Raw genomic sequence first — 17,429 nt, forward strand, 5'->3', positions numbered from 1 at the left:
ATCTCGATGCTCGTTGAACGTTTGGTTGCTGCCCGCTGTTCCGATCCCTTCTCTCACTTAGGCCTGCAGGCCAATCCGGATGGGCCCGGCCTCAAACTGACCGCCTGGTTGCCTGATGCCCTCGAAGTTCGCGTCAAGGATCTCAAGTCGGGCAAAGTCGTTGCCACCCTGGCGCCCACCGATGAATCGGGTCTTTTTGAAACTGTTTTCACCCGCCGCAAAAACTCCTTCCCCTATCAGCTGATCGCCAGCTACCAAGATGCCACCACCGAGGTCATCGACCCCTATCAGTTTCAGGATGCCGCCTGGGCAGGCCTGGCCGAACTGACCGCCCAGCCGGAAAACCTCTACCACACCCTTGGCGCCCAGCTGCGCACCGTGGAGCATCTTGGCCAGCAGGTGGAAGGGGTGCGTTTTGCGGTCTATGCGCCGAGCGCCACCGCCGTGAGCCTCATCGGCGATTTCAACTTCTGGGATGGCCGCCGCCACCCGATGGAGCGCAGCCTCTGCGGTCACTGGGTGCTGTTTGTGCCGGGCCTCAAAGCCGGGGATCGCTACAAGTTCGAGCTCAAAGACCCCATGGGCAACCGGCTGCCCCACAAGAGCGATCCGGTCGGTTTCTACTGCGAGCAGTATCCGTCGTTCGCCTCCGTGGTCTATGACCACGCCCAGTACCAGTGGCAGGATGCCGAGTGGATTGCCAGCCAGCACAACGACAAACGCGAGCAGCCGCTCTCCATCTATGAGCTGCATGTCGGCTCCTGGAAGCGCCACCCCAATGGCGACAGCCTGAACTGGCGCGAGCTGGCAGTGGAGCTGGTCGCCTACGTCAAGGAGATGGAGTACACCCACATCGAGCTGCTGCCGGTCTCCGAGCACCCCTTCAGCGGCTCCTGGGGCTACCAGCCGGTGGGCATGTTCTCCCCCACCAGCCGCTACGGCACCGCAGATGATTTCAAATACTTCGTCGACCAGTGCCACCAGGCCGGCATCGGCATCATTCTGGACTGGGTACCCGCCCACTTCCCGTCCGATGCCCACGGCCTAGCCCGCTTCGATGGCACCCCGCTCTACGAGTACGAGGATCCGCGCCGTGGCTGGCACCCGGACTGGAACTCCTACATCTACGACTTTGGCCGCGACACAGTGCGCCAGTTCCTGGTGGCGAGCGCCCTGTTCTGGCTCGACAAGTTCCACATCGACGGCCTGCGGGTGGATGCGGTCGCCTCCATGCTCTATCTGGATTACTCCCGCAACGCCGGTGAGTGGGTACCGAACGTCGATGGCGGCAACCACAACTACGAGGCGATCAGCCTCTTGAAGTGGACCAACGAGGAGGTGTACGGCAAGTATCCCCACGCCATGACCATAGCCGAAGAGTCCACCGCCTTTGCCGGTGTCTCCCGCCCCACCTTCCTCGGTGGCCTCGGCTTTGGCTTCAAGTGGAACATGGGCTGGATGCACGACACCCTCACCTATATGCAGAAAGAGCCGATCCACCGTCGCTACCACCACAACGACATGACCTTCTCCATGGTTTACCACTATGACGAGAACTTCATCCTGTCGCTCTCCCACGACGAGGTGGTGCACGGCAAGCACTCCATGCTCTACAAGATGCCGGGCGACGAGTGGCAGCAAGCCGCCAACCTGCGGGCCTACATGGGCTTCATGTATGCCCACCCGGGCAAGAAGCTCAATTTCATGGGCACCGAGATCGCTCAGAGCAACGAGTGGAACCACGACGCCCAGCTGCCATGGCATCTGCTGCAATATCCCAAGCATGCCGGTCAGCAGCGGCTGATCCACGATCTCAACCACCTCTACCGTCATGAGCCTGCCTTGTATCAGGCCGATTATGAGCAGACCGGCTTCCGCTGGCTGGATCACAACGATGCCGACAACAGTATCTTTGCCTGGCTGCGGGCGGACAAAGAGGGCAAGCAGGCTATTGTGGTGGCTTGCAACTTCACCCCGGTGCCCCGTATCGAATATCGGATCGGCGTCCCTGCTGCGGGCCACTATCGGGTGGTGCTCAACACCGACAGCGAGTATTACTGGGGCAGTAACTATGATGTAGGTCTGGTGTTCGCTGCCGAGCCGACCCCCTGGCAGGGGATGGCACACAGCATAGTGCTGGATCTGCCGCCGCTGGCGACCTTGTTTATCAAACAGGAGTCTTGATGCTTGTAATGGAAAAAGGGGTGGGCCACCCGCTGGGGGCCCGCCTTGACGAGAACGGTTGCCACTTCTGCGTCTGGGCCCCCCAGTCGGACAAGGTGGAGATCTGCCTGTACGACGAGCAGGAGCAGGAGCTGATGCGGCTGGAGCTGCCCGGCCGCCGTGGCCAGTATCGCTTTGGCTACGTGCGCGGCGTAAAGGCCGGCCAGCGCTACGGCTATCGGGTCTATGGCACCCCGCAGGAGGGGATGCTGTTCGATCCGCAAAAACTGCTGATCGACCCCTACGCCAGGGCGCTCAGTCGTCCCACCTACTGGGATGAAGCCCTCTATCAGGGGGACAGTGCCGGGATGATTGCCAAGTCGGTGGTGGTGGATGACAGTTTTGACTGGCAAGGGGTTGGCAAACCCGGGATCAGTCCGGCCCGCACCATTATCTACGAGACCCACGTCAAGGGCTTTACCAAGCAGCACCCGGGGATCCCCAAAGCGCTGCAGGGCACCTACCTTGGCATCAGTCACCCGCTGGTTATCGAACACATGAAGAGTCTCGGCATCACCTCGGTGCAGCTGATGCCGGTGGCCGCCTTCATGTCGGAACCGCGACTGGAGCAACTGGGACTGACCAACTACTGGGGCTACAACCCCATCGCCTTCTTCGCCCCGGAGCCACGCTACAGCACCCGAGCCGACGAGGCGGTGACCGAGTTCAAGACCATGGTGCGCGAGCTGCACCGGGCCGGGCTCGAGGTGATCCTGGATGTGGTCTACAACCACACTGCCGCCTCTGGCTTCGACGGCCCTACTCTCTCGTTCAAGGGCTTTGACAACGCCGGTTACTACGCCTTTGAAGCGGGCCCCCACGGCCCGGACTACACCCGTCACGCCAACGTGACCGGCTGTGGCAACAGCGTCAATCTGGATCACCCCAACACCCTGCGGCTGGTGCTCGATGCCCTGCGTTACTGGGTCACCGAGATGCAGGTGGACGGCTTCCGTTTCGATCTGGCGGTGACGCTGGCGCGGGAAGCGGGGGAGTTCGAGCCCATGGGCGCCTTCTTCAAGGCCGTGATGGCCGACCCTGTGCTGTCACAGGTCAAGCTCATCGCCGAACCCTGGGATATCGGCCCCTTCGGCTACCGGCTGGGTCAATTCCCGAGCCAGTGGCAGGAGATCAACGACCGCTACCGTGACACGGTGCGCGCCTTCTGGCGCGGTGATGCGGGCAAGATGGGGGACTTCGCCACCCGTCTGGTGGGTTCGCGGGATATCTTCCCGAAGAACTGGCGCTCGCCCCACACCAGCGTCAACTACCTCTGCTATCACGACGGTTTCACCCTGGAGGATCTGGTCTCCTACAACCAGCGCCACAATCAGGCCAACGGTGAAGACAATCGGGACGGCCACGGCAACAACCTCTCCTATAACCACGGGGTAGAGGGGCCGACCCTGGATCCGCGGGTCAACAGCCTGCGCCAGCAGCAAAAGCGCAATCTGATTGCCACCCTGCTGCTGTCGCAAGGGACACCCCACTTCCTCGCCGGCGACGAGATGGGCCGCAGCCAGCTTGGCAACAACAACGCCTACTGTCAGGACAACCAGATCAGCTGGGTCAACTGGCAGTGGCGACCGGAGGATGAGCGGCTGTTCGCCTTCACCCAGCAGATGATGGCGCTGCGGGCGGAGTCCTGCGTCTTCTCCAACCTGCAGCTGAGCGACGACAGCTGGAATGGCACCCCATCCAGCTGCCATCAGGTCAACTGGTATCACCCGGACGGCCACCAGCTCACCGATCAGGATTGGCACGCCCCCATGGGGCAGGCGTTCGCCATGGATATCGGCATGATCAACTGTGTCGGCGAGCGCTGGTACGTGCTGTTCAACGCCAGCGATTACGACATCCAGTTCCGCCTGCCACCGCCGGGGGAAGGGCTGGAGTGGATCCAGACCATCGACACCGCCACCAACGATGGCCTCCCCTTCCTGCCGGATGACATCAAACGGCAGGTGGCAGTCGGCCGGGCCCACTCCCTCAAACTGCTGGAGCGGGTGGCGCTGGCCAGCACGGCGGAGGATGCCCAGCCACCGCAGCAGGAAATTCTCCCTGCATCCGGTGAGGAGATGGTTGCCACCTCGATCACAGATACAGGCAAAGCATAAGAGGCATGCTGGAGTCAGCTTTACGGAGCCGCTATGCTGGGCTCCGGTATGGATGGCAAGGAGTCGGTATGAGCAGTAACAATCCGGAACAGTGGCGCAGCAAACTGACCGCCGAGCAGTTTCACGTCTGTTGGGAGAAGGGCACCGAACGCCCCTACAGCGGCGCCCTGCTCCACAATCGCAAGAGCGGCGACTACCTCTGTGTCTGCTGCAAGAGCGTGCTGTTTCACTCAGGAGCCAAGTTTGATTCCGGCTGCGGTTGGCCCTCGTTCGACAAGGCCATCGAGGGGACGGTTGAGTACACCGAAGACAACAGCCACGGCATGAAGCGGGTGGAGGTCACCTGCCGCCAGTGCGGCTCTCACCTCGGTCACGTCTTCCCCGATGGACCGACCGAGACAGGCCAGCGCTACTGCGTCAACAGCCTGAGTCTGGATTTCGATCCCGACGCTTAAGCGGCTGACCCATTGCAATAAAAACGGCGCCTCCATCACGGAGGCGCCGTTTTTTATCGGGATTTCACCGGCTTCACGCCAGCAGGATGGTGGCCATCACCAACAGGGCCGCGATGGCCAGCACCGGCAACTTCAACGCCCGCAGCAGATAAAAGCCGATGGCCGCCAGCGCCAGATCGGTCGGCGCCAGCACCGCACTCTGCCACACCGGCTGATAGAGCGCCGCCAGCAACAAGCCCACCACGGCGGCGTTGATGCCGGTGACGGCCCCCGCCAGACGGGGTCGGGCCAGCCACTGTTGCCAGCAGGGGCCCACCGCCCAGAGCAGCAGAAAGCCGGGTGCAAAGAGCGCCAGGGTCGCCAACAGGGCCCCGATCATCGGCATCTCGGGCTGCAGCTGGGCGCCAAGATAGGCGGCAAGGATAAACATGGGGCCCGGCACCAACTGGGCCAGGCTGTAACCGGTCAGAAACTGCTGCTCGTTGAGAGTGTGGCCCACGCTCTCTTGCAGCAGCGGCAACACCACATGGCCACCGCCAAACACCAGACTACCGGCGCGATAGAAGTCGGCAACCAGCTGGCCAAGCGGGCTGCCGAGCAGCGGCAGGCCGATAAAAAGGATGCCAAACAGCAGCAGGGTCGGCCAATGAGGCTGACTGCTGGCGGCAGAAGGCAGCTCGGCGGAGGCTGGGCGACTCCCCGCCCCGCGCTGGCTGCGGGCGCAGATCAATGCAGCTCCCGCCAGCATCAACAGTTGAGTCAGCAGACCGGGCTGCCACCAGAGTGCAGCAGCGGTCACCACCATAATCCCTTGGGTCATTACCGTGGCACAGAACTGACGACTCATGGTGAGCACCGCATCGGCCACCACGATGAGCGCCAGCAGCTTGAGGCCGTGCAGCGCCGCATCAAGCCACAGATTGCTGCCCAGCTGGCCGATGCCGATCGCGGCCGCCAGTAGCAGAAAAAATGAGGGAAGTGTGAAGCCAAGAAAAGCAGAGAGCGCCCCGCCCAGACCGGCGCGATGACGACCGATGGCGAAACCAAGCTGGCTGGAGGCGGGCCCCGGCAGCAGTTGGCACAGCGCCAGCAAGCGGGCAAATTCGGCCTGTGTCAGCCAGCCAAGCCGCTGGACGAAGGTGCGCTGGAAATAGCCAATATGAGCGGCCGGACCACCAAAGCTGATGCATCCCAGCCATAAAAACTGAATAAATACCTGTCCCACGCTCTTCTCCCTCATCCCTCTTCTCCCGATGGAGAGGGGATATTATGACAGCGCGATGATCGTTTTATGACAATCAGACTGATTCGGCCGACACTATTGGCACATCACTCGGCAAGTAGCAGCGTCCCGCCAGCCAGCAGGCGATGGACTGACGGCTGGCGTCGAAATGGGGCTCGGGCAACTCGCGCGGATCGCACCAGACCCAGCCTTCGCACTTCTCCGGCTCCAGCAGCTGCGGCTCGCCATCGGCCTTAGCGTGCAGCGTCACCGAGATATAGTGCAGCCCGCTCTCGCGCCAGGTCTCCAGATTGTTGGTCACCGCCACCACCTCGGGCCCGTGGATCTCAAGTCCGGTCTCCTCGGCCACCTCGCGGATCGCCGCCGACTCGAAGCTCTCCCCCAACTCCAGATGACCACCCGGGATCGACCAGTAGGGGGCATGGCTCCCTTTGCGCTTGCCAAGCAGCACCTGGCCTTGGGCGTTAGTCAGAATGACGCCGACCCCGACGCGGGGATAGAGAGTGGACATGAAAACGCTCCTTCAATCAGGCAGTAAAACGGCCCCACCTTAGGCCCAAGGAGGGCACAGGGCAAGCCCCGGCTGCACGGCACCTGCGCCTGTCGGTGGCCCCTCCCCTTGCCCCTTAACCGGTTATCACTGATGCTGGGGAGTGGAGAGGTCATCCCAATCCTCTCAGTCCCCCATTACCTCGAGGAGTCCGCCATGAAAAAATTGCTCCCCCTGTGCGCCCTGCTGCTCACGGCTTGCCAAACCACGCCGCCCCCCAACTCGCTCGCCATCGATGATGCCGACGCCTGGCAGGCCATTTGCAAAGATGGCACCCGGGTTCGCGCCGTGGTGGCAGAGGGGATCTGTGGGGATCATCGCGGGGTAGCCATGTGGACGAATAAGCCAAGAGCTGAACGGATGGCAGAAGAAGCCGCCAAATAGTGTGATCCAGGCACCATAAAATGACACTGCCGGCCAATTGGCCGGATTTTTTCGCGATCTCGCCAGCACTTTGCCACCTTGTTCATGGTGCGCTCAGTTTTCTGTTCCCATACTGGCCCTACAGTTCCAAAAGAGGAGAGACAAGATGCAAACATCCATCGTCGGGCTCTCCATTCTGTGGGGGCTAGCCAGTTTTGGTGTTCAGGGGGATTTCATCGAGAGCCGTGATTCCGTTGCGCCATCCTGGCAAGCCGAGTCCAGAGTGGAGATGGAAGGTTATCTGATTGAATCGCTTGGCGAAGATCGCTGGTTGTTCGACAACGGCAGCGAAAGCCTGCTGGTCTCCCTGCCCGAGGGGCAGTGGGTGCCGACCGGCGAGCGGCTGCGAGTCAGCGGCGAACCGCAGCAGGAGCAGAGCGGCTGGCTGCTGCAGGTGGAAGACATCAGCCAGGTCAGCGTCTGACCACAGCAGTAGCCATTCCCCGTCACCGCGACAGCTAATCCAGAACCAAATAACCAATACCGCATAACAGAAAGAGGAGGCCACTGGCCTCCTCTTTCTGTTTATATGAGCGGTTTGTGCGGGCTCACCCCAGATGGTTGAGCGGCAGCGCCGTCTTGTGCTTGATGCGGCGCAGCACGAAGCTGGAGCGCACTCCGGTCACCCCCGGAATATGGGTCAGCTTGTCCAGCAAGAAGTGCTGATAGTGCTCCATGTCGCGCACCACCACCTTGAGCTGGTAGTCGGCATCATTGCCGGTGATGAGATCACACTCCAGCACTTCGGGCAGTTCGCTGATGGCGCGATCGAAGTTTTCGAACCGCTCCGGCGTATGTCTGTCCATGGAAATGTGAATGTAGGCGGTGAGGGTGAGGCCAAGCTGGCGGGCGTTGAGCAGAGTAACGTGGGTGTCGATGAGACCGGCATCCTCCAGCGCCTTGACCCGACGGGAGCAGGGGGACGGGGAGAGCCCGACCAACTCGGCCAGTTCCAGATTGCTGATGCGGCCATTCTCCTGCATCAGCTCGAGAATATGTCTGTCTATGCGATCAAGTTTCAGCATTTACCCTTCCTCGTTGCAATGACTAATCCACTTTTCCTAGATTAAGGGTGAAGTATTGCAAAAACAACCGAAATAAGTGGTTGCTTTGCAACCACTCACCGGCACGGGAGGGATACTATGGTTACATCTTCCGGTGGCAAAGCAGATACCTGACCGGGTCTCTGCGGTGAAGGACCTTACCGGGTCAAGAGCCCCATCAGCCGTCTTACCTTATCGGGAAACGACGGGCTGGAACGAGAGAACCCCCTCCCCGAAGGCAACAAAGCAGGCATCCCGGCGCCTGCTTTGTTGTTTTTGGGCGTTTGACGAAATCAGAGCGCGGGCGGCGTGATGCGATAGAGGCAGCGATGCGCCCCCTCCAGCAGATATTGCTCCCGCTCCACCGTTGCCGGCGCCAGCAGCTGGCGAAACAGCGCCAGTTCGCTGCGACAGAAACCGCGGCAGGTGCGCGCCGCCGCACAGATGGGGCAGTGGCTCTCCCACAGCAGCCAGCTACCATCCTCTTCGCGGAGGATCTCCGCCATGTAGCCCTCGCGAGTACGCAGCTCCCTGAGCGCCGCCAGCCGGCCAGAGAGGCCATGGGACCCCAGCGCCTCCTGATAGCGAGCAAGCATTTGCTGCTCCCGCTGCTGGATCAGCCGCTCCATCCCCTCCTCGCCAAACAGCTCGCGCACGTTGTCGATCAACTGCACGGTCAGGTCGCTATGGCTATCGGGGAAGCGCTGCCAGGCCTGCTCGGTGAGCTGCCACAGCCGCACGGGACGACCGCGCCCGCGCGCCTCGTCGCTGAATGTGACCCACCCCTCCTGCTCCAGCGTGAGTAGGTGCTGGCGGGCGCCCATGGAGGTCATCTGCAACTGCTCCCCCAGCGCGGCGGCGCTCTGCGGGCCATGGCTCTTGAGCAGAAACAGGATCTTGTCGGTGCTTGCGTTCATGATCTCATTATGGGGAGCGCCCTTTATTAAATCAACAATTCACTTTACTTAATCCCGTCGATGAATCAGCATAAATAAACCAATGACTTTATTTAATGGGTGCGACATGGAGAAACACGGGCACAAAAATCCCCTCTGGGTGCTGGTCATGACGGTCACGCTGGCAGTTGCAGGCTTCAGTCTTCCCTCCCCGGTATTGGCACCCTTGCTGCTGGATCCGGCGCAGGGGATGCTGACGCCGGAAGCCTCCGACTGGAGCCGCAAGGTGTGGCTGGGGGTCATCATGGGGCTCTATCCCCTGTTCCAGCTGGTGGGCAGCCCCTGGCTCGGTCGCCTCTCCGACCGCTATGGCCGCAAGCCACTGCTGTTGCTATCGCTGGCGGGGGTGCTGGCAGGCTATGCCCTGATGGCACTCGGTATCGCCTGGCGCTCCCTCCCCCTGTTGCTGCTCAGCCGGATGGTGGAGGGGCTGTGCAACGGCAACATCGCCATCGTGCAGGCGATGGCGGCGGATCTCGCCGGCAAGGAGCACAAGGCCCGCAGCTTCGCCTGGATCAACATCGGCATGAATCTGGGCTGGGTCGTGGGGCCGGTGATCGGGGGCTACGCCGCGGTGATCTCGGGGGATTACAGTCTGGCCGCCTGGCTGGCGGTAGGAATGACCCTGATCAACCTGCTGCTGGTCTACTGGCTGATCCCCTATCGTCCTCCGGTGGCGACCGCCCAGCAGGCCCCGACCCTCTCCAGCCGCCAGTTGCTGCTGCAACCGGCCCTGCTCCCCTACTTCGCACTTACCCTGACCAGCTATGGCGCCGTGCAGCTCTATTTCACCTACTTCAATATCTGGCTGGTGGAGCGGCTGTCCTGGGATCCGGCCCAGCTGGCGCAGGCGGCGGTGCTGGTGAGCCTGCCCATGATGGCGGGCTCCTGGCTCGGCTCCCGCATCGCCCGTCACTGGCGCGGCAGCTCCCTCGGCATTGTCGGCCATCTGGTGATGGCGAGCGGCATGCTGCTCTTTATCCTGCCCGTGCACTGGTGGGGACTGGCGCTTACCTTCGTTCCCGCTGGCATCGGCATGAGTCTGGGGGAGCTGGCCACTTCGGTGGCGATCTCCAACCGCAGTCACCCGGAGCAGCAGGGGCAGGCGATGGGGCTCTACCGCGCCCTCGCCGTGGGCAGCGAGATCCTGGCGGTGCTGCTCGGCAGTCTGGTGCTGCTGGCCGGTACCGAGTGGCCCTTCTATCTCGCCACCCTCTGCTCCCTTGCCAGTGCCGCCGGTTTCTATCTGCTGCGTCGCCGTGCCGACCGTCGTCAACAGCTGGCCAGCTGCGCCTGAGCAACGAAGGGATCACAGTTCGGCGCTTCGGCTGCGGGCAAGACTTGCATCGGGGCGCCGGGTCTGGGACGGTAAAGCTCTTTACGGATTTGTTCGATGCTGGAGGAGCTATGAGTGAGTACAAGGCCATCGCGCTCGATATGGATGGCACCCTGCTGACCCGGGATCACAAGATCTCGTCGGCCACCCGGGCAGCCCTGGCGCAGGCCCGCGCCCACGGCATCAAGGTGCTGCTGGTCACGGGGCGCCACTACATGACGGCGCGTCCCTTCCACCACGAGCTGGCCCTCGATACCCCCCTCATCTGCAGCAATGGCGCCTATCTCTATGATCCGGTGCAGAACCGGATCCTCAGTGGCGACCCGCTGGCGGCCGCCCCGCTTACCGAACTGCTGGCCGCGGTCGAGGCACAGCAGATGGGCGCCCTGTTCCACCTGAGCGAGGGCATTGGCTACATCGGCTGTGAAGAGCATGTCACCCGCATCCGCCACTGGTCGGCCAATCAGCCGGACCACCTCAAGATCGCCCTCCACCCGGTCGAGGAGCTGGCAGGCTGGCTCGACAACCCGGTCTGGAAGCTGGAGTTGTTCAATCAGGATCCGGCACGCCTGCACACCTTTATGGGCGAGGTGGTCGAGCAGATGCCCTTTACCCGTGACTGGGCGGCCCCCTATGCGGTGGAGCTGGTACAGCCCGGTTGCAGCAAGGGCAACCGGCTTTCCCAGTGGGCAGCCAGCGAAGGGATTGCGATGGAGCAGGTGGTGGCGTTTGGGGACAACAACAACGACATCAGCATGTTCGAGCAGGTAGGGCTGGCGGTGGCCATGGGCAATGCGGCCCCGCAGATCCAGAGCCATGCCCACCGGATCACGGCTGACCACAACGAAGATGGTATCGCACTGGCACTGCAGCGCTGGGTGCTGCCCTGACCTGACAAGGTGCAACATGGCCAGCACGCGGGCTGGCCATGAAGAGAGGGATTAACCGCCGAAGGAGAACTGGATCACCCGATCCGGATAACGCAGACGGTTGTACTCCCGGCGCAGGGATTCATAGTGGCGAATGGCCCGATCGCGCTTGGCGCGGTAGTAGTCACGCTGTTCCGTGTTGGTTTCGTTGCGGATGCTGCGCTCCAGCGTATCGATATCACGCTCGGTACGCTCCAGCTCGTCGCTGATCTCCCGCAGGCGAGCGGCCAGTTTGTACTCTTCGTAGCCACGCTGATACTGCTTGAGGAAGCTGGCGTCATTGGGGCATACCCCCAGATAGGCCTGCCCCTCCTTGCCCTTGCTGTAAGCCAGCTCGGGAATGCAGTAGAGCTCCAGCCCCTTGTCGTAGCCCCGTTTCCACTCGGCCTCATCCACCCGGAGGCCATATTCGCTGCAAGACGAAACGTAGTCGCGGGTCGCCTGACGGGTTTTGCCTTCCGATCCATCCTGATAACCCAGGTTGTACCAACTCATGGTACGGCACTCATCTTCTGACAGGGCACTGCATCCCGCCAGCAATACCGGCAGGGTCAGCAACAGGATTTTGGGGGACATGAACAGACTCCGGAAAAGATAGTGACCGGCATTCTAGAGAGGATAAAAGGCCATAACAAGGGATGCGCTCCCGCGTGGTCTGGCAAGGTTTATTTGATGTTTTTGTCACTATTCAACGCCGTGCCAGACGGGGTGGCCACCCCGCTTTCCTTGTTATCAGGCGCAAGGTAAACTGCGCCATCTTTTAACTGGCGCGCAACAAAAACAATGAAAGTCCTGACCGTCGATTACCGCTCACCCGATGCGGCCCAACGCTTCACTGAATCCCTGCGAACCACCGGCTTTGGCGTGCTGACCAACCACCCCATTCCGAAAGAGCTGGTGCAGTCCATCTACGACAACTGGTATCGCTTCTTCATGAGCGAGCAGAAGCAGGATTTCCTGTTCAACCGCGAGACTCAAGATGGCTACTTCCCGCCGTCGGTCTCCGAGGTGGCCAAGGGCCATAGCCAGAAAGACATCAAGGAGTACTTCCACATCTACCCCTGGGGCCAGATGCCGGAAGAACTGAAGGAGCAGGCGATGGAGTACTATCGTCTGGCCAACGGTCTGGCCGCCGAGCTGCTGGGCTGGGTCGAGCAGTACACCCCGGCCGATATCGCCGCTCACTACAGCTGCCCCCTCTCCTCGATGATCGAAGAGAGCCAGAAGACCCTGCTGCGGGTGCTGCACTATCCGCCGTTCGATGGCACCGAGGAGCCGGGCGCCATCCGCGCCGCCGCCCACGAGGATATCAACCTGCTTACCATTCTGCCCGCCGCCAACGAGCCGGGGCTGCAGGTGAAGGGCTCCGATGGCGAGTGGATGGACGTGCCGTGCGACTTTGGCACCCTCATCATCAATATCGGCGACATGCTGCAGGAGGCCTCTCGCGGCTACTACCCTTCCACCACTCACCGCGTCATCAACCCGACCGGTGGCAGTGCCGCCAAGTCGCGTATCTCCCTGCCGCTGTTCCTCCACCCGCGCCCGGATGTGGTGCTCTCCGAGCGCCATACCGCCCACAGCTACCTGATGGAGCGGCTGCGGGAGCTCGGGGTGATCTAGTCCACCGACGAGCAGTTGTCAGAGACCAAACCGGAGCAATCTCGCTCCGGTTTTGATTTGGTGGCAGGATTGGGCAAAAAACAGAATTAAATTAGCCAATCGTGCCAATAAATCGCATTTACACCTGATAACCGTCGTAGTGATTGCGCCGTGACCTCCGTAACATGAGCGCCATTCTGCCCCTGCCAAGGGGCGCTCGATTGGAGTTCTTATGAAGCAGTCCCAATGGTCATCCCGACTCGGCTACATCCTCGCCGCAGCGGGTTCCGCGGTCGGTATCGGCGCAATCTGGAAATTCCCCTACGTCACTGCCGTCAACGGCGGCGGCGCCTTCCTGCTGGTCTTTCTGCTGTTCAGCTTCACCCTGGGGGTGGCGGTACTGATGGGGGAGACCCTGCTCGGCAGCATGAGTCGCCGCGGGGTCGTCGGAGCCTTCTCCGATCTGCTCGGCAAACAGTGGCGCTGGGTTGGGGTAATGGGGGTGATCTCTACCCTGCTCATCTACTGCTTCTACAGCGTGGTGGGCGGCTGGACCCTGGGCTATACCGGCATGGCCATCTCCGGCGATCTCAACCATGGGGATGCGGCGGTCCTCACCGCCCGCTTCAATGACTATGTCAGCGGCGACGTCTGGCCCATTCTCACCCATCTGCTGTTTGCCGCCCTCACCTGGATGGTGGTGCAAGGCGGCATTCAGAAAGGGGTGGAGCGCACCCTGCGCTGGATGATGCCAGCCCTGTTCCTGATGATCCTGATGCTGGTCGCCTTTGGCCTCACTCTGCCCAATGCGATGGCGGGAGTACGTCACTTCCTGATGCCCGACTTCAGCAAGCTGGGGATGTCCGGCGTGCTCGATGCCATGGGGCTGGCCTTCTTCTCCCTCTCCATAGGTCTGGGCATTCACACCACCTACGGCGCCTATCTGCCGACCAGCGAAGGGGTTGGCCGCTCCAGCCTCTGGGTGGTACTGCTGGCCAGTATGGTGGCAGTACTGGCAGGGCTGATGATCTTCCCAGTGCTGGCCTCGACCGGTATCGACCCGGCCTCCGGCCCCGGTCTCACCTTTATGACCATGCCGGCGGTGTTTCAGCTGCTGCCCTTCGGTCAGGTGCTTGAGGTGATCTTCTTCGCCCTGCTGGTCTTTGCGGCGCTCTCCTCGGCCATCTCCCTGCTGGAGCATTTGCAGTGCTTCCTGTGCGAGACCTGGGGTTGGTCCCGCCGCACGGCCTGCAGCGCCATCACAGGATTCGTCATGGTTAGCGGTGTTCCGGTCAGCCTGTCGTTTGGCCCGCTGCAACACGCAACCCTGTTTGGCAAAACCATTTTCGAGTTGCTGGACTTTGTCACCTCCAACCTGATGATGCCGCTGTTCGGCCTGATGCTGACGCTGCTGCTGGGCTGGAAGCTGGGACGCAAGGCTCTGCCGCAGGGGATTGCCAGCCACTGGCATCACTTGCTGATGAACTGCTGGCGCTGGATTGCCCCCTTGCTGATCGGCGGGATCTTGATTCGCGGTCTGGTGTGACGGTTACTCTTCGCGGGTGGGCTCATCGGCCCGCCCCTGGGCGGCTCTGACGGCCTCCAGGGCATGCTGCCAGCGGGTGATCTCGGCATCATCCGTTCCCTTGGAGAAGACGATATAGAGACCGGCCTGATGGAGCAGTACCCCACTGCTGACGATGCTGTGCCGGGATAACCCCATCTTGCCGAGGGTGGCCTCCATCACCAGCTCCGCCATCGGCAAGGCATCGATCTTGCCCAGCATCAGCCGCTCTATCGCCTCCCCGACCGTCTTGTAGCGCACCAGATTGGTGTAGCCCTCATGGGTCAGCCGCACATCATCGGCATTGCCCAGCACTACCCCCACTCTGGGCAGATCTCGCAGCTGTGCCAGCGAGGTCAGCGGGTGGCGACTATCCGGCGCCTGATAGATAAAGACCCGATTGATAAAGAGCGGGCCAACCCATTTGAAATGGGACTCCCGCTCCGGAAGCCGCTGTACCACGAACAGTCCATAGCCGGGCTCGACCCGTGCCAGCGCCAGCGCCCGCTTGAGCGGGTAAATCCGCACCGGATAACGGGTGCCAAGCTCCTCCTGCACCTCATCGATCAGGCGAATGGCAAATCCGTCGAGCTTGCCGTCGCGGTATTCGGTAAAGGGGGGTAAGTCGTGACTCAGCAGGGTTAATGCGGGCTGCGCCGACACACTCAGGCTGATCAGTAACCAGGGCAGCACCATCCATCTCATACGACATCCTGTCTCATCGTTGTTCCCGTCTGTGCCATGTAGCGGTCACTAGTTCCAGAAGAAGCTACGTCGATTATCGCCCAGTAAATAGCCACAAGGTAGAAAAGATACGGCCCGGCGAGGTTTTCCCCCACTGAGTTGTACGTATAGCCAGAGTGGTGACAGCGGCACAGATAAAAAAATTTTTATTTTATGTGTCAATTATTCTTTCCATGGTTTAGGCTGTTTCCTCATTCATTAGTCAGGTTGTCACCTCATGTCTGCCATCCTCGTGCTGTTTGGTCGATTTTTTAGCTCGCAAGAGAGGTGACCTTGCACGCACAGTTTTTCTGAATGTTCATTGCAAAGGTCGCCTCAGGCGGCCTTTTTTATGGTCTGTCGTTTATTGCTACTCAGGAGTATTGCTTCGATGTCGTGTTACCCGGAGGTTGTATGAGCCAGGTTCAGTGGTCTTCCCGTCTCGGTCATGTGCTGGCCGCAGCAGGCACAGCGATTGGCCTTGGTGCCATCTGGAAGTTTCCCTATGTGACCGCCACCAATGGCGGTGGCGCCTTCCTGCTGGTTTTTCTGCTGTTCAGCTTCACCCTGGGGGTAGCGGTACAGGTCGGCGAAACTCTGCTCGGCAGCCATAGCCAGCGCGGGGTGCTCGGCGCCTTTCGCAAACTGGTGGGGCCGAACTGGCGCTGGATGGGGTATATGGGGATCGCCTGCGGCTTCTTTATCTACAGCTTCTACAGCGTGGTCGGTGGCTGGACCGTGGGTTACGCCGCGCTGGCGATGGCTGGCAAGCTCAACCTGAGCGAGGGGAGCGCCCTCACCGCCCTGTTCAACGGCTATGTCAGCAACCCTTGGTGGCCGGTGCTGACCCATCTGATCTTCGCAGGCCTGACCTGGTGGTTCGTGCAGGGGGGTATTCAGAAAGGGGTTGAGCGGGCACTGCGCTGGATGATGCCCGCGCTCTTCATCATGATGTTGTTGCTGGTGGGGGTCGGTCTCTCCATGCCGGGCTCCATGGCGGGTGTGCGCCAGCTGCTGCTGCCGGACTTCTCCATGCTGACCGGCCAGAGCGTGCTGGACGCGCTGGGGCTGGCCTTCTTCTCCCTCTCCATCGGGCTCGGGGTACACACTACCTATGGCGCCTACCTGCCCAATAGCGAAGGGGTGCTGCGCTCCGGGGTCTGGGTGGTCACACTGGCAAGCCTTATCTCGGTGCTGGCGGGCTTGATGATCTTCCCGGCGCTAGCCTCCACCGGTATCGACCCTACCGCAGGCCCAGGACTCACCTTTATGACCATGCCAGCCGTGTTCAGCCATCTGCCGTTCGGTCAGGGGCTCGGAGTTGTCTTCTTCCTGTTGCTGCTGGTGGCGGCGCTCTCCTCCTCCATCTCCATGCTGGAGCATCTGGTGCGCTTTACCACCGAGGAGTGGGGCTGGTCGCGCCGTGGCGCCTGCCGGGTACTGACCCTGCTTATCATGGCATCCGGCATTCCGGTGAGCCTGTCGTTCGGCCCATGGAGCGATCTGACCCTGTTTGGCAAGACCATCTTCGAGCTGCTCGACTACCTCACCTCCAACCTGATGATGCCGCTGTTTGGTCTGGTACTGACCCTGCTGCTGGGCTGGCGCCTGGGTGATGCCATTCTCCCTGTGGGCCTGTCACCCGCCCTGCGTCTGGCGCTGCTCTGGTGCTGGCGCGTAGTGGCGCCGCTGCTGATCAGCGGGATCCTGATCCGCGGGATCATGTAACGCTTTGCGAATCCGTGCGGGCAGGCCTTGGCCTGCCCTTTTTATTGCTGGCGTTCACTTTATTACAGGCGTTCATATAAGCAGCATCACGATGGACAAGAGTGAAGTCAGTGGCCGTCGAACAATCTCGGAAGAGCAGGATGAAGAAGGATCGGAGTGGCAGAGTGGCAGAGTGGCAGAGTGGCAGAGTGGCAGAGTGGCAGAGTGGCAGAGTGGCAGAGTGGCACAATAAGAGGTCGTGCTCGGCTCGCCACACCGGCAACAGAAGAAGTTGAAGTACTGAATTGCGGGCAAAAAAAATCCCCATCTGAGTGGGGACTTTCTCTGCAAACGCAGCTGATATCTCAGCATCGCTTTCGAATATGGTGGTCGTTACTGGGATCGAACCAGTGACCCCCTCCTTGTAAGGGAGGTGCTCTCCCAGCTGAGCTAAACGACCTGGGATTCTTGAAATGATGGTGGGTCGTGCTGGATTCGAACCAGCGACCAATTGATTAAAAGTCAACTGCTCTACCGACTGAGCTAACGACCCATCTA

General features: G+C 61.2%; 17 protein-coding genes and 2 tRNA genes. 11 read left to right on the plus strand and 8 right to left on the minus strand.

The features are described 5' to 3' along the window. The first annotated feature begins 6 nt into the window (after positions 1-6). The 3 genes from glgB to msrB all read left to right on the plus strand — a co-directional run bounded on the left by glgB (position 7) and on the right by msrB (position 4,795). Complete coding sequence (glgB, locus tag AB5Y73_RS00630) at positions 7-2,184, plus strand: 1,4-alpha-glucan branching protein GlgB (protein WP_279499407.1); 2,178 nt, start codon at positions 7-9, stop codon at positions 2,182-2,184. After that, positions 2,184-4,340: a glycogen debranching protein GlgX gene (gene glgX, locus AB5Y73_RS00635; RefSeq protein ID WP_005354729.1), complete on the plus strand. Its 2,157-nt coding sequence runs from the start codon at positions 2,184-2,186 to the stop codon at positions 4,338-4,340. Before glgB ends, glgX begins: the two co-directional genes overlap by 1 nt. A gap of 68 nt (positions 4,341-4,408) precedes the next feature. Beyond that, a complete protein-coding gene (gene msrB / locus AB5Y73_RS00640; RefSeq protein WP_279499406.1) occupies positions 4,409-4,795 on the plus strand; it encodes a peptide-methionine (R)-S-oxide reductase MsrB in 387 nt (128 codons plus the stop codon). A gap of 73 nt (positions 4,796-4,868) precedes the next feature. Here msrB and chrA read toward each other — a convergent pair whose 3' ends face one another. Both chrA and AB5Y73_RS00650 read right to left on the minus strand, forming a co-directional pair. Continuing rightward, positions 4,869-6,035: a chromate efflux transporter gene (gene chrA, locus AB5Y73_RS00645; protein WP_279499405.1), complete on the minus strand. Its 1,167-nt coding sequence runs from the start codon at positions 6,033-6,035 to the stop codon at positions 4,869-4,871. 58 nt (positions 6,036-6,093) lie between these two features. Continuing rightward, entirely contained in the window at positions 6,094-6,549 is a 456-nt protein-coding gene (locus AB5Y73_RS00650) for an NUDIX hydrolase (protein WP_279499404.1), read from the minus strand. Positions 6,550-6,744: 195 nt separating this feature from the next. Between AB5Y73_RS00650 and AB5Y73_RS00655 the strand changes: the two genes are divergently transcribed. Both AB5Y73_RS00655 and AB5Y73_RS00660 read left to right on the plus strand, forming a co-directional pair. Beyond that, the gene (locus AB5Y73_RS00655; RefSeq protein ID WP_005335715.1) at positions 6,745-6,972 is read left to right on the plus strand and encodes a hypothetical protein; all 228 of its coding nucleotides are present in this window, start codon (positions 6,745-6,747) and stop codon (positions 6,970-6,972) included. Positions 6,973-7,117: 145 nt separating this feature from the next. Continuing rightward, positions 7,118-7,435, plus strand: a complete 318-nt coding sequence (locus tag AB5Y73_RS00660) for a hypothetical protein (RefSeq protein ID WP_005343224.1) — start codon at positions 7,118-7,120, stop codon at positions 7,433-7,435. A gap of 124 nt (positions 7,436-7,559) precedes the next feature. On the opposite strand, the gene AB5Y73_RS00665 is transcribed toward AB5Y73_RS00660, so the two are convergent. Both AB5Y73_RS00665 and AB5Y73_RS00670 read right to left on the minus strand, forming a co-directional pair. After that, the gene (locus tag AB5Y73_RS00665) at positions 7,560-8,036 is read right to left on the minus strand and encodes an Lrp/AsnC family transcriptional regulator (protein WP_005304871.1); all 477 of its coding nucleotides are present in this window, start codon (positions 8,034-8,036) and stop codon (positions 7,560-7,562) included. Between the two features lie 311 nt (positions 8,037-8,347). Beyond that, the gene (locus AB5Y73_RS00670) at positions 8,348-8,971 is read right to left on the minus strand and encodes a metalloregulator ArsR/SmtB family transcription factor (RefSeq protein ID WP_267528622.1); all 624 of its coding nucleotides are present in this window, start codon (positions 8,969-8,971) and stop codon (positions 8,348-8,350) included. A gap of 106 nt (positions 8,972-9,077) precedes the next feature. Here AB5Y73_RS00670 and AB5Y73_RS00675 point away from each other — a divergent pair, with 106 nt between their 5' ends. Next, a complete protein-coding gene (locus tag AB5Y73_RS00675; protein ID WP_118854586.1) occupies positions 9,078-10,307 on the plus strand; it encodes an MFS transporter in 1,230 nt (409 codons plus the stop codon). A gap of 110 nt (positions 10,308-10,417) precedes the next feature. Beyond that, entirely contained in the window at positions 10,418-11,236 is an 819-nt protein-coding gene (locus tag AB5Y73_RS00680; protein WP_118854585.1) for a Cof-type HAD-IIB family hydrolase, read from the plus strand. A gap of 51 nt (positions 11,237-11,287) precedes the next feature. On the opposite strand, the gene AB5Y73_RS00685 is transcribed toward AB5Y73_RS00680, so the two are convergent. Then, a complete protein-coding gene (locus AB5Y73_RS00685; protein WP_118854584.1) occupies positions 11,288-11,851 on the minus strand; it encodes a DUF2799 domain-containing protein in 564 nt (187 codons plus the stop codon). A 207-nt stretch (positions 11,852-12,058) separates the two neighbouring features. Between AB5Y73_RS00685 and AB5Y73_RS00690 the strand changes: the two genes are divergently transcribed. Together AB5Y73_RS00690 and AB5Y73_RS00695 are read left to right on the plus strand one after the other, a co-directional pair. Beyond that, positions 12,059-12,898: an isopenicillin N synthase family oxygenase gene (locus tag AB5Y73_RS00690; protein ID WP_076492465.1), complete on the plus strand. Its 840-nt coding sequence runs from the start codon at positions 12,059-12,061 to the stop codon at positions 12,896-12,898. Between the two features lie 211 nt (positions 12,899-13,109). Next, on the plus strand, positions 13,110-14,423 hold the full coding sequence (locus AB5Y73_RS00695) for a sodium-dependent transporter (protein ID WP_279499402.1): 1,314 nt from the start codon (positions 13,110-13,112) through the stop codon (positions 14,421-14,423). Between the two features lie 3 nt (positions 14,424-14,426). Here the strand turns inward: AB5Y73_RS00695 and AB5Y73_RS00700 are convergent, their stop codons facing one another. Next, the gene (locus AB5Y73_RS00700) at positions 14,427-15,146 is read right to left on the minus strand and encodes an ABC transporter substrate-binding protein (protein ID WP_107682765.1); all 720 of its coding nucleotides are present in this window, start codon (positions 15,144-15,146) and stop codon (positions 14,427-14,429) included. Between the two features lie 432 nt (positions 15,147-15,578). Here AB5Y73_RS00700 and AB5Y73_RS00705 point away from each other — a divergent pair, with 432 nt between their 5' ends. After that, entirely contained in the window at positions 15,579-16,892 is a 1,314-nt protein-coding gene (locus AB5Y73_RS00705; RefSeq protein WP_005362979.1) for a sodium-dependent transporter, read from the plus strand. A 91-nt stretch (positions 16,893-16,983) separates the two neighbouring features. Then, positions 16,984-17,124, plus strand: a complete 141-nt coding sequence (locus tag AB5Y73_RS00710; protein ID WP_279499401.1) for a hypothetical protein — start codon at positions 16,984-16,986, stop codon at positions 17,122-17,124. Positions 17,125-17,255: 131 nt separating this feature from the next. Here the strand turns inward: AB5Y73_RS00710 and AB5Y73_RS00715 are convergent. Both AB5Y73_RS00715 and AB5Y73_RS00720 read right to left on the minus strand, forming a co-directional pair. After that, a tRNA-Val gene (locus tag AB5Y73_RS00715) sits at positions 17,256-17,331 on the minus strand. A 17-nt stretch (positions 17,332-17,348) separates the two neighbouring features. Next, a tRNA-Lys gene (locus AB5Y73_RS00720) sits at positions 17,349-17,424 on the minus strand. Between the last annotated feature and the right edge of the window lie 5 nt (positions 17,425-17,429).

Source organism: Aeromonas sp. s7(2024) (genome assembly GCF_040907825.1).
Taxonomy (GTDB): Bacteria; Pseudomonadota; Gammaproteobacteria; order Enterobacterales; family Aeromonadaceae; genus Aeromonas; species Aeromonas veronii.

What these genes read in the sequence shown, in the direction of transcription:
- msrB (WP_279499406.1), top strand. Translation starts at nt 4,409, where the DNA reads ATGAGCAGTAACAATCCGGAACAGTGGCGCAGCAAACTGACCGCCGAG.
- AB5Y73_RS00690 (WP_076492465.1), top strand. Translation starts at nt 12,059, where the DNA reads ATGAAAGTCCTGACCGTCGATTACCGCTCACCCGATGCGGCCCAACGC.
- AB5Y73_RS00670 (WP_267528622.1), bottom strand. Translation starts at nt 8,971, where the DNA reads ATGAACGCAAGCACCGACAAGATCCTGTTTCTGCTCAAGAGCCATGGC.
- AB5Y73_RS00710 (WP_279499401.1), top strand. Translation starts at nt 16,984, where the DNA reads ATGGACAAGAGTGAAGTCAGTGGCCGTCGAACAATCTCGGAAGAGCAG.
- AB5Y73_RS00700 (WP_107682765.1), bottom strand. Translation starts at nt 15,146, where the DNA reads ATGAGATGGATGGTGCTGCCCTGGTTACTGATCAGCCTGAGTGTGTCG.
- AB5Y73_RS00695 (WP_279499402.1), top strand. Translation starts at nt 13,110, where the DNA reads ATGAAGCAGTCCCAATGGTCATCCCGACTCGGCTACATCCTCGCCGCA.
- AB5Y73_RS00705 (WP_005362979.1), top strand. Translation starts at nt 15,579, where the DNA reads ATGAGCCAGGTTCAGTGGTCTTCCCGTCTCGGTCATGTGCTGGCCGCA.
- chrA (WP_279499405.1), bottom strand. Translation starts at nt 6,035, where the DNA reads ATGAGGGAGAAGAGCGTGGGACAGGTATTTATTCAGTTTTTATGGCTG.
- AB5Y73_RS00665 (WP_005304871.1), bottom strand. Translation starts at nt 8,036, where the DNA reads ATGCTGAAACTTGATCGCATAGACAGACATATTCTCGAGCTGATGCAG.
- AB5Y73_RS00650 (WP_279499404.1), bottom strand. Translation starts at nt 6,549, where the DNA reads ATGTCCACTCTCTATCCCCGCGTCGGGGTCGGCGTCATTCTGACTAAC.
- AB5Y73_RS00685 (WP_118854584.1), bottom strand. Translation starts at nt 11,851, where the DNA reads ATGTCCCCCAAAATCCTGTTGCTGACCCTGCCGGTATTGCTGGCGGGA.
- AB5Y73_RS00680 (WP_118854585.1), top strand. Translation starts at nt 10,418, where the DNA reads ATGAGTGAGTACAAGGCCATCGCGCTCGATATGGATGGCACCCTGCTG.
- glgX (WP_005354729.1), top strand. Translation starts at nt 2,184, where the DNA reads ATGCTTGTAATGGAAAAAGGGGTGGGCCACCCGCTGGGGGCCCGCCTT.
- AB5Y73_RS00660 (WP_005343224.1), top strand. Translation starts at nt 7,118, where the DNA reads ATGCAAACATCCATCGTCGGGCTCTCCATTCTGTGGGGGCTAGCCAGT.
- AB5Y73_RS00675 (WP_118854586.1), top strand. Translation starts at nt 9,078, where the DNA reads ATGGAGAAACACGGGCACAAAAATCCCCTCTGGGTGCTGGTCATGACG.
- glgB (WP_279499407.1), top strand. Translation starts at nt 7, where the DNA reads ATGCTCGTTGAACGTTTGGTTGCTGCCCGCTGTTCCGATCCCTTCTCT.
- AB5Y73_RS00655 (WP_005335715.1), top strand. Translation starts at nt 6,745, where the DNA reads ATGAAAAAATTGCTCCCCCTGTGCGCCCTGCTGCTCACGGCTTGCCAA.